The 15,215-nt window shown below is 73.5% G+C and carries 15 protein-coding genes and 1 pseudogene; 9 read left to right on the top strand and 7 right to left on the bottom strand.

What is annotated here, in order from left to right:
• Positions 1–82: 82 nt before the first annotated feature.
• From G3I78_RS27015 to G3I78_RS27000, 4 genes are all read left to right on the top strand, one after another.
• Complete coding sequence (locus G3I78_RS27015; RefSeq protein ID WP_164429084.1) at positions 83–1,384, top strand: alpha/beta fold hydrolase; 1,302 nt, start codon at positions 83–85, stop codon at positions 1,382–1,384.
• A 28-nt stretch (positions 1,385–1,412) separates the two neighbouring features.
• Positions 1,413–2,156, top strand: a complete 744-nt coding sequence (locus G3I78_RS27010; RefSeq protein WP_164429082.1) for a PIG-L deacetylase family protein — start codon at positions 1,413–1,415, stop codon at positions 2,154–2,156.
• 92 nt (positions 2,157–2,248) lie between these two features.
• Complete coding sequence (locus tag G3I78_RS27005; RefSeq protein WP_164429080.1) at positions 2,249–2,860, top strand: FxLYD domain-containing protein; 612 nt, start codon at positions 2,249–2,251, stop codon at positions 2,858–2,860.
• Between the two features lie 54 nt (positions 2,861–2,914).
• On the top strand, positions 2,915–3,802 hold the full coding sequence (locus G3I78_RS27000; protein ID WP_164429078.1) for a sigma factor: 888 nt from the start codon (positions 2,915–2,917) through the stop codon (positions 3,800–3,802).
• 1 nt (position 3,803) lies between these two features.
• Here the strand turns inward: G3I78_RS27000 and G3I78_RS26995 are convergent, their stop codons facing one another.
• Complete coding sequence (locus G3I78_RS26995; protein WP_164429077.1) at positions 3,804–4,004, bottom strand: DUF5999 family protein; 201 nt, start codon at positions 4,002–4,004, stop codon at positions 3,804–3,806.
• A 145-nt stretch (positions 4,005–4,149) separates the two neighbouring features.
• Here G3I78_RS26995 and G3I78_RS26990 point away from each other — a divergent pair, with 145 nt between their 5' ends.
• Positions 4,150–4,977 (top strand): pentapeptide repeat-containing protein, encoded by an 828-nt coding sequence (locus G3I78_RS26990; RefSeq protein ID WP_164429075.1) that lies wholly within the window; start codon positions 4,150–4,152, stop codon positions 4,975–4,977.
• Here G3I78_RS26990 and G3I78_RS26985 read toward each other — a convergent pair.
• On the bottom strand, positions 4,939–6,453 hold the full coding sequence (locus G3I78_RS26985; RefSeq protein ID WP_164429073.1) for a cytochrome P450: 1,515 nt from the start codon (positions 6,451–6,453) through the stop codon (positions 4,939–4,941). The genes G3I78_RS26990 and G3I78_RS26985 overlap by 39 nt on opposite strands.
• 107 nt (positions 6,454–6,560) lie before the next feature.
• Here G3I78_RS26985 and G3I78_RS26980 point away from each other — a divergent pair, with 107 nt between their 5' ends.
• On the top strand, positions 6,561–7,169 hold the full coding sequence (locus tag G3I78_RS26980; RefSeq protein WP_164429071.1) for a TetR/AcrR family transcriptional regulator: 609 nt from the start codon (positions 6,561–6,563) through the stop codon (positions 7,167–7,169).
• Positions 7,170–7,259: 90 nt separating this feature from the next.
• On the top strand, positions 7,260–7,985 hold the full coding sequence (locus tag G3I78_RS26975) for a DUF2470 domain-containing protein (protein ID WP_164429069.1): 726 nt from the start codon (positions 7,260–7,262) through the stop codon (positions 7,983–7,985).
• Here the strand turns inward: G3I78_RS26975 and G3I78_RS26970 are convergent.
• The 4 genes and pseudogenes from G3I78_RS26970 to G3I78_RS26955 all read right to left on the bottom strand — a co-directional run bounded on the left by G3I78_RS26970 (position 7,953) and on the right by G3I78_RS26955 (position 12,335).
• A complete protein-coding gene (locus tag G3I78_RS26970; RefSeq protein WP_164429067.1) occupies positions 7,953–9,161 on the bottom strand; it encodes a lactonase family protein in 1,209 nt (402 codons plus the stop codon). The two genes, G3I78_RS26975 and G3I78_RS26970, sit on opposite strands and share 33 nt — an antisense overlap.
• A 92-nt stretch (positions 9,162–9,253) precedes the next feature.
• Positions 9,254–10,275, bottom strand: a pseudogene (locus tag G3I78_RS26965) (hypothetical protein).
• 30 nt (positions 10,276–10,305) lie between these two features.
• On the bottom strand, positions 10,306–11,583 hold the full coding sequence (locus G3I78_RS26960; protein ID WP_164429065.1) for an aromatic acid exporter family protein: 1,278 nt from the start codon (positions 11,581–11,583) through the stop codon (positions 10,306–10,308).
• A 164-nt stretch (positions 11,584–11,747) separates the two neighbouring features.
• A complete protein-coding gene (locus tag G3I78_RS26955; RefSeq protein ID WP_239158071.1) occupies positions 11,748–12,335 on the bottom strand; it encodes an ABATE domain-containing protein in 588 nt (195 codons plus the stop codon).
• A gap of 141 nt (positions 12,336–12,476) precedes the next feature.
• Here G3I78_RS26955 and G3I78_RS26950 point away from each other — a divergent pair, with 141 nt between their 5' ends.
• Both G3I78_RS26950 and G3I78_RS26945 read left to right on the top strand, forming a co-directional pair.
• The gene (locus G3I78_RS26950) at positions 12,477–13,481 is read left to right on the top strand and encodes a zinc-binding dehydrogenase (protein ID WP_164429062.1); all 1,005 of its coding nucleotides are present in this window, start codon (positions 12,477–12,479) and stop codon (positions 13,479–13,481) included.
• Between the two features lie 106 nt (positions 13,482–13,587).
• Complete coding sequence (locus G3I78_RS26945; protein ID WP_164429060.1) at positions 13,588–14,517, top strand: DUF3626 domain-containing protein; 930 nt, start codon at positions 13,588–13,590, stop codon at positions 14,515–14,517.
• Here the strand turns inward: G3I78_RS26945 and G3I78_RS26940 are convergent.
• Positions 14,436–15,044, bottom strand: a complete 609-nt coding sequence (locus tag G3I78_RS26940) for a PAS domain-containing protein (RefSeq protein ID WP_164429464.1) — start codon at positions 15,042–15,044, stop codon at positions 14,436–14,438. The genes G3I78_RS26945 and G3I78_RS26940 overlap by 82 nt on opposite strands.
• Between the last annotated feature and the right edge of the window lie 171 nt (positions 15,045–15,215).

Below are 15,215 nucleotides of genomic sequence, written 5' to 3'. Positions count from 1 at the left end.
ACATGATCGAAGGGGTCGGACGGCGGACGAACCTGTGCTGAACTGGGACGCGTCCGAAAATCCGTCCGTCCCGGGAGCCCTGTTGACCGCGACCTACCGCCAGCCCGGCCTCGTCCTCACCGACCGCCGCTTCACCGTCCCCCTCGACCACGCCGACCCGGCCGGGGAGACCATCGAGCTCTACGCCCGTGAGGCCGTGGCGAGCGACAAGGCGGGCCAGAACCTGCCGTGGCTGGTCTATCTCCAGGGCGGTCCCGGCTTCGGGGCGAACCGTTTCATCGGCAAGGGCGCCTGGTTCGGCCGTGCTCTGAAGGAGTACCGCGTCCTGCTGCTCGACCAGCGCGGCACCGGCCACTCCAGCCCCGCCAACCGCCAGACGCTCCCGCTGCGCGGCGGACCCGCCGAACAGGCCGACTACCTCAGCCGCTTCCGGGGCGACTCCATCGTCCGGGACTGCGAGGCGATCCGCGCCCAGGTCACCGGCGGCGCCCCCTGGACCGTCCTCGGCCAGAGCTTCGGCGGCTTCTGCGCGACGAGCTATCTGTCCCTGGCCCCCGAGGGCCTCGCCGCCGCCGTCATCACGGGCGGCCTGCCCTCCCTCGACGCCCACGCCGACGACGTCTACCGGGCCGCCTACCCGCGCGTCGAGCGCAAGGTCGCCGCGCACTACGCCCGCTACCCGATGGACGTCGAGCGGGCCCGCCGGATCGCCGAGCATCTCCTCACCCGCGAAGTGACCCTGCCGAACGGCTACCGCCTGACCGCGGAGGCCTTCCAGTCCGTCGGCATCCTCCTCGGCGGCAGCGAGGGCACGCACCGGCTGCACCACCTCCTCGAGGACGCCTTCGTCCGCACCCCGCGCGGCCACGAGCTGTCCGACGCGTTCCAGGAGGAGATCCAGGGCCTCCTCTCCTACGCCGCCCACCCGCTCTACGCCCTCGTCCACGAGATCATCTACGCCCAGGACGAGCGCCCCACCGACTGGTCGGCCGAGCGGGTGCGCGCCGAGTTCCCGCAGTTCGACGCGGCCAAGGCGCTCGCGGGCGACGAGCCGCTGCTGTTCACCGGCGAGTCCGTCCACCCCTGGACGTTCGAATGCGACCCGGCCCTGCGCCCGCTGCGCGAGACCGCCGAACTGCTCGCCGCCCGCACCGACTGGCAGCCCCTGTACGACTCGGCCCGCCTCGCGGCCAACGAGGTCCCGGTCGCCGCCGCCGTCTACCACGACGACATGTACGTCGACACCGTCCACTCCCTGCGCACGGCCCGCACCGTCCGCGGTCTGCGCAGCTGGGTGACGGACGAGTTCGAGCACGACGGCGTCCGCGCGGGCGGCCCCCGGGTCCTGGACCGGCTGCTCGCCCTCACCCGCGACGAGGCCTGATGTCAGTGGCCCGGACTAGTCTCGGGACATGACCGAGCCGCGCATCACCCCGCTTCAGCCCATGCCCGAGGACTGGCACCGCGCCCTCGCGGTGGTCGCCCACCCGGACGACCTGGAGTACGGCTGCTCGGCGGCGATCGCCGCCTGGACCGACGCGGGGCGAGAGGTGACCTACGTCCTCGCGACCCGCGGCGAGGCCGGCATCGACACCCTGGACCCCGCGACGTGCGGCCCGCTGCGCGAGCGGGAGCAGCGGGCGAGCGCCGCGGTGGTGGGCGTGTCGGCCGTGGAGTTCCTCGACCACAAGGACGGAGTGATCGAGTACGGCACCGCACTGCGCCGGGACATCGCCGCCGCGATCCGCCGCCACCGGCCGGAGCTGGTCATCACCCTCAACCACCGCGACACCTGGGGCGGCGTCGCCTGGAACACCCCCGACCACGTGGCCGTGGGCCGGGCCACTCTGGACGCGGCGGGGGACGCGGGCAACCGGTGGATCTTCCCGGAACTGACGGAACAGGGCCTGGAGCCGTGGGACGGCGTCCGCTGGGTCGCCGTGGCCGGCTCCGCCACCCCCACCCACGCGGTCGACGCGACCCCAGGGCTGGAGCGGGCGGTGCGCTCGCTGCTCGAACACCGCACCTACATCGAGGTGTTGACGGACGAGGACCCGGAGACGTACGTCCGGACCTTCCTGACCGGACACGCCACGACGACGGGGGAGCGGTTCGGCGGAAAGCCGGCCGTGGCCTTCGAGGTCTTCGCCAGATAGCCCCGCGGGCGACGACATGCCCCGCCCGGCATTCCGGCATATGGTTCATTTCGACCTTGTGTCGCTGCCGGAGGCCGAGAGGACGTCACCCGATGAGCACACCGTCACCCCACGGACGGTCCCGGATCACCGCCCTCGCCATGGCCCTGGCCGCCGCGAGCGCGCTCACCCTGACGGCGTGCGGTGGCGACGACGACTCCGGCGACTCCTCGACCCCCTCGGCGACGCCCACCGCCCCGGCCACGGCGTCCTTCTCCGGCAACGCGGCCTCCGCCCTTGCGTCGGCCGAGGCCTCGGTGCGCGCGGAGGTCTCCGAGCGCGCCGCGTCCGCCTCGGCGGCAGCCTCCGCCTTCGAGGCCTCCGTCTCCGCCGAGGTGGAGCGTGCCAACAAGGCGGCGCGGACCGAACTGGCCGAGGTCGACGGGCAGGGCAACGCGATGTCCGACGTCACCATGACGGGCAAGCCGCGCTCGGAGACCGGCGGGCTGCTCGCCGTGGTCGTCACCATCACCAACAAGACCGACAGCACGGCCTCGTACGCCGTCCAGGTCGACTTCCTCGACTCCTCGGGCAAGACCGTGGAGACCCGGTACGTCGGCGCCGAGGACCTGAAGCCGGGGGAGAAGGCCCAGCCCGTCGCCGTCAGCCGCAAGCCCGCAGACTCGGTGCTGACACCCAAGCTGGCGAAGGCACAACGCTATTGACCGTCGCCGTGCATGATGTGATCGTCTCGCTTTCACGGACGACACGGGGGTGGCGTGAACGGAACGGAACCGCTCGCGGAGCGCTTCCAGGAGCACCGCGAGCATCTGCTGGCGGTGGCCTACCGGCTGCTCGGCTCGCTGAGCGGGGCGGAGGAGGCGGTCCAGGAGACCTGGCTCGGACTCGACCGCGACGAGGGGGAGCGCAGCGAGGACCTGAGGGCCGGGCTCACCACGGCAGTCGGCCGGATCTGCCTCGACCGGCTGCGCTCACGCACCTCGGCCCCTGAGGCTTCCCAGGGGGACGCCTTCGTCCCCGACCCCGTGATCGGCCCGCTGTCCTGGACCGACCCGGAACAGGAGGCCGCGCACGCAGACGCGGTCGGCCTCGCGCTCCTGGTGGCGCTGGAGGACCTGGAGCCCGCCGAGCGCCTCGCGTTCGTGCTGCACGACATGTTCGCCGTGCCCTTCGCCGCCGTCGCGCCGATCCTGGGGCGCACCCCGGCCGCCACCGCGCGACTGGCCGGCCGAGCCCGCAGCCGGGTCCGGGGCGCCGCTCCGGCCACGGAGCCCGACCTGGGCAGACAGCGCGCGATCCTGGAGGAGTTCCTGGCCGCGTCCAAGGCGGGCGACCTCGCGGCCCTGATCGCCGTGCTCCACCCCGACGTCGTCCTGCGCGCCGACTCCGGGGTGCCGACCGGCGCCGCCGCCTCCAGGGTGGTGCGCGGCGCCGAAGCGGTGGCCGAACAGGCCCTGCTGTTCCCGGAGTTCGCCCACAGCGCGCGGCTCGCCCGGGTCAACGGCGGGGTCGGGGTCGTGAACGTCCCGGAGGGCAGGCCGCTGTCGGTGGTGGGCGTCACCGTCACCGAGGACCGGATCGCCGCCCTGCACGTCCTGGCCGACCCTGACCGGCTCGCCCGTCTCCGGCTGCCGGGCACCGGCTGACTCAGGCGGCCACGGCCAGCGCGCCGAGCGTCCGGTGCGGGCCCACGACCCGTCCGTCGGGCCGCAGCTCGCCGGTGTCGTCGAAGACGATGGTGCCGTCGCACAGCAGGCTCCAGCCCTGTTCGGGATGGGCCGAGACGACCACCGCGGCGCGACGGGCCGGACGGTCGACGGTGGGGCACGGGGGCTGGTGGGTGCACATGACGTCTCCTCGGTACGGTCGGCTCCTGCCTCCTACGGCCTGTCTCCGGGGCAGCCGAGCCTGTATTCCGTCGTATGTGCAGACCCCCACATCGCAGCGAACTCATCGGTGAGTCCGGCTCCGGCGGCCCGTTAGGCTTGCGGTGATGCCTGAACAAGTGACCGACCTGCGCGGCGACTGCGAGCGCTGTTTCGGACTGTGCTGTGTGGCCCTGCCCTTCACCGCCTCCGCGGACTTCGCCCTCGACAAGCCGGCCGGCAAGCCCTGTCCCAACCTCCGCGGCGACCACCGCTGCGGCATCCACGCCAGGCTGCGCGCCGAGGGCTTCAGCGGATGCACGGTCTACGACTGCTTCGGCGCCGGACAGCGGGTCTCGCAGGTCACCTTCGGCGGCCGGGACTGGCGTACCGGCACCCCCGAGCAGGCCCGGCTCATGACCGACGTGTTCCCCGTGGTGCGCCAGCTCCACGAACTGCTCTGGTACCTCACCGAGGCCCTGACCCTGCCCGCGGCCCGCCCGGTCCACGCCGACCTGCGCCGGTTGCGGGAGCGGACCGAGGCGCTGGCTCAGGGGACGCCTGAGGAGCTGACCGCGCTGGACGTGCCCGCGCACCGGCAGGAGGCCAACGTCCTGCTCCTGAGGACCAGCGAACTGGCGCGGGCCGGAACCGGCACCAAGGGCAGGAAGAGGAACCGCCGGGGCGCCGACCTGATGGGCGCCCGCCTCAAGGGCGCCGATCTGCGCGGGGCCACGCTCCGCGGTGCCTACCTCATCGCCGCCGACCTCACCGGCGCCGATCTGCGCGACGCGGACCTCATCGGTGCCGACCTGCGGGACGCCGACCTCACGGACGCGGACCTGACCGGCGCGTTCTTCCTCACTCAGCCCCAGCTGAACGCGGCCAGGGGCAGTGCGGGCACCCGGCTGCCGGGCTCAGTCACCCACCCCGTGCACTGGGCAGCGCGACCCTGAGGGCGAGGTCTCGTCGAGGTCCGCTCCGGGAGCGGCCTCGGCACCCCGGGCCTCCCGTCGCTCCAGGTTCAGCCGCAGCCCCTCCGGCATCAGCGTCAGCCGCTCCGTCACCTTGAGCTGATAGCCGGGGTCGGCGACCAGCTCGTAGCGGCGCAGCAGCAGCCCGAGGACCAGCGTGGCCTCGTGCAGCGCGAACTGCCGTCCGATGCAGGCCCGTGCCCCGGTGCCGAACGGCTTGAAGACGTGCGGGGGCCGGGACCGTACGGCCTTGGGGTCGAAGCGGTCCGGGTCGAAGAGCTCCGCGTCGGCGCCCCACACCCCGGGATCGCGCTGGAGCATCGGCGTGAGCACCAGCGTCCAGGCGCCGCGGCGCATCGGGTGCCTGCCGGCCAGCACGGTGTCCTCGACGGCCTCCCGGGCGAATGCGGGCGCGGTCGGCCACAGCCGCAGCGACTCGTCGAGCACCCGGCGCACGTACCGCAGCTTCGCGACCTGGTCGTAGTCCGGCACGGCGGTGGAGCCCCAGACGCGGTCCACCTCCGCACGCGCGCGTGCCGCGACCTCGGGGTGGTGGGAGAGGTAGTGCAGGGCGAAGGAGAGCGCGCCCGAGGTGGTCTCGTGGCCCGCCACCAGGAAGGTGATGACCTGTCGGCGGACGTTCTCCGGCGACAGCCGCTCACCGGTCTCCGGGTGGGCCGTCTCCAGCATCCGGTCCAGCAGATCACCGTCCCCGCCGGCCGCACGCCGGGTCCGGACCAGGTCGTCGACCATGCGGTTGAGGTAGGCGATGTCGTCCGCGTTGCGCTGCGCGGCACGTCGTAGCAGAGCGGGGAACGGCACGGAGTTGAGACGCTGCGCGTAGGACAGGGTGCCCACCATCGCCGTCACGAAGGGATGCGGCCGGTCCCGCTCGAAGGAGCCGAAGTCATGACCGAAGCCGGTCCGCGCGATGGTCTCCAGGGTCAGCTTGGTCATGTCCCCGGGGACGTCCACCGACCGGCCCGCCGCCTGCTCGCGGTCCCAGGCGTCCGTCAGCCGGCCGGCCACGGCCAGCATCATCGGGTGGTAGGCCGCCATGGCCTCCCGGCTGAAGCCCGGGGCGAGCACGTCGTGCGCCAGCTGCCAGTTCGGCTCGTGGTTGTACGCGGTGAAGAGGCCGTCCCCGGCGACCGGCCGCAGATTCGCGACCCCGAGGCCCACGTGCTTGGCGAACCGTGACTCGTCCGCGAGGTCCGCCACCAGATCGGCGCCCCAGGTGAACACGAACTCCCGGCCGAAGGCCTTGCGCCGGTAGATCGGCCCCAACTGGCGGGCGAACCGCAGGGAGTCCTGGAGCGGGGTGGCCCGGTCGACCCCCAGGACGTCACCGAGCAGGGGGAGCCGGCGCGGCGGATGCGGAATGCGGTCCAGCTCCGGCCAGCCCAGCTCGGCACTGCGGAATCCCCTCGGCCGCGTGGCCGTCGTCGTCTCCGCCATGACGCGATCTCCCTTGGTCCAGCGGCAGTTCAGCGCGTTGTACGTGGGTTCAATAGCGCGGCTCAGTCTGGTCCCCTTGTTGAACCGACGTCAAGTAAAGTGCGGGCATGGCCGGGAAGCAGGGCGAGCGCACGCGCCGCAGGCTCAGCACCGGGGAGCGCCGCGAGCAGCTCCTGTCGGTGGGGGCGAGGCTGTTCTCGGAGAGTCCGTACGACGACGTGTGGATCGAGCAGGTCGCCGAGATCGCCGGCGTCTCGCGCGGACTGCTCTACCACTACTTCCCGACGAAGCGGGACTTCTTCGCGGCCGTCGTCGAGCGGGAGAGCGAGCGGATGCTGGCCATGACCGCGGCCGTGCCCGGCATCCCGGTGCGCGAGCAGCTCACCGCGGGCCTCGACACATATCTGGAGTACGTCCACGCGCACGCACACGGCTTCCGCGCCTTCCATCGCGCCGATGCCGCGGGGGACCAGGCGGTGCGCCGGGTCTATCAGCGGGCGTTGGCCGCACAGGAGCGGCAGATCCTCGCGGCGCTGGCCGCGGACCCGGAGTTCGGGCCGGCGGCGGACGAGCGCCCCGACCTCCCACTCGCCGTCCGGGGCTGGCTGGCCTTCACCACCGCGGTCTGCCTGGAGTGGCTGCGCGGCCAGGATCTCTCTCGGGAGCAGGTGCGGGACCTGTGCGCCCGGGCCCTGTTGGGCGTTCTCAGGCCCTGATCGGAATTCACCCGTCCGTTGTCCCCACCGAGGTTGGCTTCGTCGCCGATCTTCGATAGGTTAGGCAAGGCTTACCTAAGGAGGCAATGGATGGGTGACAGCCAAACCTGGACGGCCGCGCCTTCCGCGGCGGAACACGCCCGGTCGGTGCTGGCCGCCGCGTGGTCCTGCGCGGTGACCGCGGAGGGCGGGCGCGAGGAGTTCGTCGGCGCGCACACCGTCGCCGAGGACGGGCGGGTGCTGCTGCACGTGCCCGAGGACAGCACCCTGCTCGCGGCCGCGATCTGCGCGCCCCGCGGCGAGCCGTCCGCCGTCCTGGAGTTCGCCGACGTGGCACCCGTCCCCGTGCGCGGCCGGATCCGCGCCCGGCTGTGGATCGCCGGCTGGTTCGTCCCCGGGGACGGCCACCTGGAGTTCAAGGCCACCCGCGTGGTGCTGCGCAGGCCCTCCGGGGCCGTCGTCATCGACCTCGACGACTTCGCCGCCGCCGCACCGGACCCGCTCGCCACCGCCGAGGCCGGTCTGCTCACCCACCTCGCCGACTGCCACCCCGACGCGATCGAGCGGCTCACCCGGCTCGTCGACTCCGACAGCCTGCACGGCGCGGTCCGCGTCCAGCCCCTCGCCGTCGACCGGCACGGACTGACACTGCGCATCGAACGCGCCCGCGCCCACGGCGACGTACGCCTGCCCTTCCACGCGCCCGCCGACGACGTCGCACGGCTCACCGAGCGCATGCACGTCCTGCTCACCCAGGCGAGCGCGGCGTCCTGCCCGCGCGCCCTACAGCGGCAGCGCACAGACGGCGACGGGTGAGGCGAACGGCTCCGCGGCGCGCCGGAGTTCACCGCTCGCCTGGTCCACGTGGAACACGCTGACGGTGCTCGACCGCTGATTCGCCGCGAACAGCAGCGTGCCCTTAGGCGAGAAGGCGATCTGCCGCGGGAAGTCACCACCCACCGGCACGGTGTCGAGCAGCCGCAGCCGGGCCCCGTCTGCCTCCACCGCGTACCGCGTCAGGCTGTTGTGGCCCCGGTTGGCGAGATAGGCGTAGGAGCCGTCCGCGGTGACCAGGAGCTGCGCCGGGTAGCTGGTGCCCGAGCCCGTACCCGTGGACTGCGCCGCCCCGACGGAGAGACGGCCGGTCCTCGGGTCGTAGCCGCAGACCGCCACCGTGTTGTCGACCTCGTTGGCCAGGTACGCGTACCGGCCGCCGGGGTGGAAGGTGAGGTGCCGCGGTCCGGCCCCCGCCCGGGTGTGCGCCCGCGAGACCTCCGTGAGCGCCCCAGTCCGTTCGTTGAGGCGGTAGCTGTAGACCGTGTCCGTGCCCAGGTCGACGGCGAGCACATGGCCGCCGTCGGGACTGGTGACGAACTGGTGGGCGTGCGGCCCCTCCTGGCCCGGCCCGGGCGCGGGGCTGGAGTGCGTGACCGACTCCCTGCGCTCGCCGAGCGTGCCGTCGGAACCGATCGGGTGCACGGCCACGCTCCCGTCGGCGTAGTTCGCGCTGAGCAGCCAGCGCCCGCCCGGATGCACCGACAGATGACACGGCCCCGCCCCGCCGGTGCTCCGGCTCCCCAGGACCTCCCGGTCGGACAGGCGTACGGCGGTCACGGCACCGGAGTCCTGCTCGGCGACCGCGTACAGGGTGCGGCCGTCGGGGTGCAGCGCGAGATAGGACGGGTTGACGACGCCGGTGATCGTTCCCTTGCCGGTGATACGGCCGCTCGTGGCGTCGTAGGTCGCCAGGCCGATGCCGGTGCCGCCGCCCTCGGCGGAGGTGTAGGTGCCGAGGTAGAGCGGGCGGGGGCCGGCCGGGGCCGCCGCGGAGGGAGTACCGGCCGGGCCGGGTGACGTGGCCGACGGGGCCGGGGACCGTGGCGGAGCCGCCGTGGAACCTCCGGAGGACGAGCAGCCGGTGACACCCGCCGCCGCTCCCGCCAGGACGCCGACGAAGCGGCGCCTGCTCCAGCCGCCGTTCGTACTGCCCATCCCTGCGCACTCCGGTGATCGATCGTCGCGGTCGTGAACAGCCACCTTCGCCCGGATCACCCGGCCGACGCAACCCGGGCACCGGCGCCCCGCTACCAGTCCCCGTCCTCGACCGGCTTGCCCGGCGCGTCCCCCAGCGGCTTGACCTGCTGTGACGTGGGCGCCTGCCAGGGCTCGTGGTCGTCCCCGAGCCATTCGCCGACCGGCTTCACGCCCTCCAGCGCGTCCGTGGGGGCCAGATCCTCGGCGTCCTGGTCGTAGTAGTCGAACCAGGGCAGTCCCGCCCTGGTGTAGGCCGCGCGGTCCACGGGGGACGGCGGCGGGGCCTCGCCGGTGATGCGGCGCCACTCCGGCGGGGTCACCAGGTGCACGAAGACCCGACCGGCCGGTGTGCCGGCCCAGTCGGACAGGGGCCGGTCGTCCTGGTAGACCTCCTGGCGCATGGAGCCGCCGACGCCGAGGCCCATCGCCGGAGCACTGCGCGGCGCGGCGGTCGGAGCGGGGGGCGCCGCCATCGCCATGGGCACGGCGGCGCCGTAGGCCATGGCGGGCCCGCCCGCCGACCGTGTCCGACGCTGCGCCTCGCGCCACTCGGCCAGCCGCTCCTCGACCAGCCCGAAGGCCTGGAGCTGCACCCCGCCCCAGACCTCCTCGCCGGTGACCTGCCCCTCGACGGTCGCGCCGAGCCCGAGCGGCACCGCCACGAACTGGCGGACCGTCCCCTTGCCGGAGTTGATGCCGTCCAGCCACGGCTGGCGGGGCAGCACCACGTAGTTCTGCGGATCACGGCGAGCCGGTCGCTCCACGGCTTCCCCGAGACCGCGCACACCTTGCCCACCCCGACCTGGAGCGCGGCGGGCTCGGTGGTGCCGCCGAAGCTCAGCCACATCGCCTCCCGCAGATACACCGGCAGCATCACCCCGCCCCGGGCCCGCCACCGCTCCGGCACGGTGTCCGGGTAGTCGGAGACCCGGCGCACCGGGAACTCGCCGAGCCCCGGCGGCAGCGGATGCGTGCCCGTCTCGGGCAGCCGCAGCGTGCGGACGAACCGCACCGCCGCACCGCCCGGCAGCCGCAGCGTGTTCCCGTCGATCCGCACGGTCGTGTCGGTCATCGGACCGCCCCCTTGGTCGTCGCGTCTGTCTCACTTGGAACGACGGGCGAGTGTCGGACGGTTCCGGCCCCACCGCTCCTGGAGCCGGGTCAGCTGCGGCATCCGCTCCCGCTGCTCACGGGCGGCCCGGTCCAGCTCCTCCAGGAGCCGGCGGGAGCGGTGCTCGGTGTCCAGCTCGTCGAGGATGCGGTTGACCTCGGTGAGCACGGCGCCGTGCAGCTGCCAGTGCCGGGCATCGCGCTGGACCTCTTCGAGCAGCAGCTGGGCCAGCTTGTCCCGGGTCGCCGTGGCCTGGCGCAGCTCGGCGGTGAGCCGGGCCTCCGCGGACTCGGCGCTCACGCTGACATGGGTGGTGACCAGCACCGCGAAGCTGACCACCGCGTCCCCGATCTCGGACAGCAGCTGCTCCACGGCCCGTCCGGTCTCCGGACCGAACAGCGGCTCGGGGTCCGGCCCCTCGTCGAGCGGGTCCGGCTCGTCCGCGAAGGGATCGCGCTCCTTCGCCAGGTCGGTCAGGGTACGGGCGAGGACCCGCAGCACCACCGTGCAGATCTCCAGGGTGTCCAGTCCGGTGCGCAGGACCACCCGGTGCAGCAGGCCCTCCTTCACCCTGGGGTTGAGTTTGAGGCTGTCCTCGGCCTGCTGGAGGGCCGCGTCCACCTCGACGATGTCGTGGTCGAGCTCGCGCGCCTCGTACAGCCGGGCCGTCGCGATCTCCACGGGCGTACGGCCCGCGGCCTCCTCGCCCATCCGCAGCAGCAGCTTCCGCACCCGGCGGGCCAGCCCCTCGATCGACTCGCCCGCCTCGTCGACCCACACCGGGGGAGCGAACAGCAGATTGCAGGCGAGGCCCACCACCGCGCCGATCAGGGTCTCCACCACCCGGGCCCAGGCCGTGTCCCCGACGGCCGTCACCCCGAGCACCAGCATCGCGCTGATCGCCACCTCGGGCACGAACTCCTCGACCCGCACCAGCCGTCCGACCACCAGCGAGGCCACGATCAGCAGGGCCAGGCTCCACCAGGTCAGACCCACCAGCAGACTGAACGCGATGGCGACCAGGACCCCCGCCACCACCGCGTTCACCCGGCGGATGCCGGTGGTGAGCGTGGCGTAGAGGGTGACCTGCACGACCAGCAGCGCGGTCAGGGGTGCGGTGAGCGGGGCCGCCTCGGGGCTGAGCCGCAGCGCGATGACGTACGCGATCGTCGCCGCGGCCGCCGACCGCAGCGTCCGCACGACCACAGGGTCCCGGCGCCGCTTCACGAACCGCACCAGGGACGCCGTCCACTCACGTACATCTCGCATCCTCAGGGTGTTCCTCTTCCACAGAAGCGTCCGGTGCACTCTTTGCGGACCGTAACTGTCCGCAAGCGTGCCCAGACTGTGGGGTGCGGCCGGTCCACGGCAAGGGGCCGGGACAGTGACGGCAGACACCCGGAGTTGCCCCGGGGGAAGGGAGTTCCCGCGCTTCAGCGGCCGGACGCGGCCCGGCTGCGGGACCGGTACCCGGCGATCTTCGCGAGGTTGCCGCAGCGGTCCATCGAGCACCAACGGCGGCGCCGGGCCTGCGAGTCGTCGAGGAACAGCAGCGAACAGTCCGGGTTCTCGCACTCCTTGACCCGCTCCAGGAGCGGCCCCCGCACCAGGAGTACGGCGTCCCGCGCCACCGTGGAGAGGGCCGCGCGGGCCGGAGTGCGCGCCGTCCAGCGGACCGGGCCCAGCTGGGGCGCGAGGTCCGGCTGGGCGGCGACGGCGTTGACCCGCTCCACGTCGGCGGGGTCCGGCCGCTGCCCGGCCATTGCCGCGCGGACCAGGCCGTACAGGGCCTCGCGCAGCAGGCGGGCGTCCGTGAGCTCGCGGGCGGTGACCCGCGCCGGGGTGTCGGCGGCGGTCAGCTCCGCCTCCGTGAACCAGCGCGCCAGGGCCCCGGCGTCGGGGATCCGCTCCAGGGGGGTGGCGTGCCGCTTGCCCAGCGTGGCCACGAAGTCCAGGCAGGGGCGACCGCCGACGAACGGGAACGCGAGCGCCGGGTCGGCGGGGGCGGGGCTGCCGGTCATGCCGTCGAGCGTACACCGGTTCATCCGGTGTCGACTCCGGGCGTGAGCCCCCTTGACACCGGTTGAGGTGGTGTCCGATGGTGACACCAGTTCAACAGGTGTCAGTCGCTTCGGGCGGCTGTGGCAGAGAGCGGGTGCGGTATGCGTGCGGTACGGATCGACGAGTTCGGCGGACCCGAGGTCCTGGTGCCGGTCGAGGTGCCCGACCCGGTGCCCGCCCCCGGCGAGGTGCTGGTGCGGATCGTCGCGGCCGGGGTGAACCGGGCGGACGCCCTGCTCCGGGCCGGCGTCTACCACGCGGCCGGACGCCCGCCGCTGATCCCCGGGATCGAGGCCGCAGGGGTCGTCGAGGCGGTGGGGGACGGCGTGACCGGCTTCGCGCCCGGGCAGCGGGTCATGGCCCTCAACGGCGCCAAATCACCCGGCTACTACGCCGAGTTGGCGGCCGTGCCCGCCACCCAGCTGGTCGCACTCCCGGACGGCCTGGACCTGACCAGGGCGGCCACCCTGCCGATCGCCTGGCTCAGCGCCTGGTACTGCCTGCGCGACCTCGCCCGCGTCGGCAAGGACGACACCGTGGTGGTGAAGGCGGCCGCGAGCGGGGTCGGCAGCGCCGCCGTGCAGATCGCCGCCGAGACCGGGGCACGGGTGATCGCGCTCGCCGGCTCGGCGGAAAAGGCAGCCTGGGCGGGGGAGTTCGGCGCCCAGGTCACCGTCGACACCTCCGCCCACCCCGACGACGCCGAGGTCGAGGAGGTGCTGCGGCTCACCGACGGCCGGGGCGCCGACGTCGTCCTGGACACCGTCGGCGGAGCCGCCTTCGCGCGCAGCCTGCGCCAGGTGGGCCACGGCGGCCGGGTCGTCTCCCTCGCCAACGTCGCCCTCGCGCCGAGCACCGTCGACACCCGCGACTTCTATCCCAAGAACGTGTCGATCCTCGGCTTCCAGCTCACCAACCTCCAGATACACGGCTACGACCCCCGCCCCGACCTGCGCGAACTGGCCGACCGGGTCGCCGCCGGCGTCTATCGCGTGCCCGTCGAGACCGTCGTACCCCTGACAGAGGCGCGGGCCGCCCACGAACGGCTGGAGCAGCGCGACAACCGGGGGAAGATCGTGCTGGCTGCCGGAGCGGAGGAGGCGTAGCCGTGCCGGGCTTCGGAGAGGGAGAGGCGTAGCGGCCCCGGAAACGAGATGCGGGCACCCTCCTCGACGGGTGATCATCCAGTGAGCCGTCGAGGAGGGGGAGCAGATGAGTCCGGTCGAGTCGGCACGCGCGCGTGCGGCGCTGCGTCATGTGGCCGCGGTCTCGGAGGGGCCGGCCGTCGCCCCCGGCCTGCGCGTCACGCTGAACTTCCACCCGGACCGCCGCACCCGCGGCCTGACCGTCCTGGAGGCGCTCGCCCAGGACGGCGTCTACCACTCGCAGTTCGTCACCGGCACCAGCAACGGCGGGCTGACCGCGCACCCCGGCGGAGACCGCACGCGCTGGGAGAGCCGGATCTTCGGGGGCGCCTACGACGACGCGGACGCCCACGAGCGGCCCGTGTACGGCGCGTTGAACTTCCGCCGCCAAGTGGTCGGCGCGGCCCCGAGGTTCGGCTCCTCGCACTTCCGGCTGACCGGCGAGCCCCTCGCCCGCACCACCTTCTGCTACCCCGACAGCGCGGCCGAGCCGGTCCACTTCGGGGTCGCCGCCGGCATGTCCCTGATCGCCCGTGCGGAGGCGGACCAGCGGGACGCCCTCGACGACTACATCGAGGCCCAGGTGCACGGCGGTGTCGACCTCGCCCGCCATGTCGAGGCCCTCGTCCTGGACGCGAGCTACCGGAACACCCCCGTCGAGGCGGCGGCCCGCCTGCTGCCCGTCCCCGTCGAATGGCACCCCGGCTACCGGATCACCGTCGCCGAACTGCGCGCCCACGCCGACTACCGGGGCCAGGAGTACGCCGACCTGGGCGCGGCCGTCGCCGAGGACGGGCTGGTGGACCCGCGGATCATCGGCGACGCGGCACGGACCGGCCGGTACGAACTCCAGGACCTGAAGAAGGTCTGGCACACGCTGGCGCGATTCGGGGCGCCGGAGGGCGCGGGGACCGCCTACGCGGGAGCGGCCGAGGGAGGGACCGGGGGAGCGGCCGCGGGCGGCCAGACGCCGGTGGCCAGAATCCCCAGCGCGTAGGCGCGGGCGACCAGTTCCGTACGGTTTCCCGCGCCCCACCGCGCCGACAGCCGCCGCAGGTGGTAGTTGACCCCGTCCACCGTGAGGCCGGTCTCCCGGGCCGCGTGCGCGGTGGTCGCGCCGCCCGCGAGCAGCGCCAGGACGCGGGCCTCGACCGGCGTGACCGGCACGGGCTCGGCGGGAGAGTGCTCCCGCTCGCCCTCGACCCTGAGCATCACCAGCAGCGAGGGCGTCTCCCCGGCGGTGTCGCTCACCGGGTCCGCCGTCAGCTCCCCGAACCGCTCAGCGCCCGAGGGCGCCCGCCAGCACACCGAGACCTGATAGCGCGACCGGTGCCGCAGCCGCAGCGCCTCGGCGATCCGCTCCACCTGCGTGGCCTCCTGCGGCCGGAACAACTCCAGCACGTCCTCGCCGCGCAGCCGCCCCGGAGTCGTACCGCACTCCGCCGCCATCGCCGGGTTGGCCAGCAGGACGGCGCCGTACACATCGCACACCGCGACCGGCACCGAGACCCGGTCGAAGAGCATCAGGGCACGGTTGCGCCACACCACCGTCTCCGGGTGGGACCGGTCCACCAGCACCTCCAGCCGTCGCACGCAAGCGCCACACGCGTACGTGCACTACACAATCATGTAGGGGGCGGGGCCGGGCGGCCGGGACCCGGGGACCAGGCTTGACCGCAGTACTCCCGTACCGCG

It is taken from the genome of Streptomyces sp. SID13726 (assembly GCF_010548375.1).
In the GTDB taxonomy this organism is placed as follows: Bacteria; Actinomycetota; Actinomycetes; order Streptomycetales; family Streptomycetaceae; genus Streptomyces.
The sequence above is the reverse complement of the archived record's forward strand: the minus strand, read 5'-3'. Positions and strand labels throughout refer to the sequence as shown.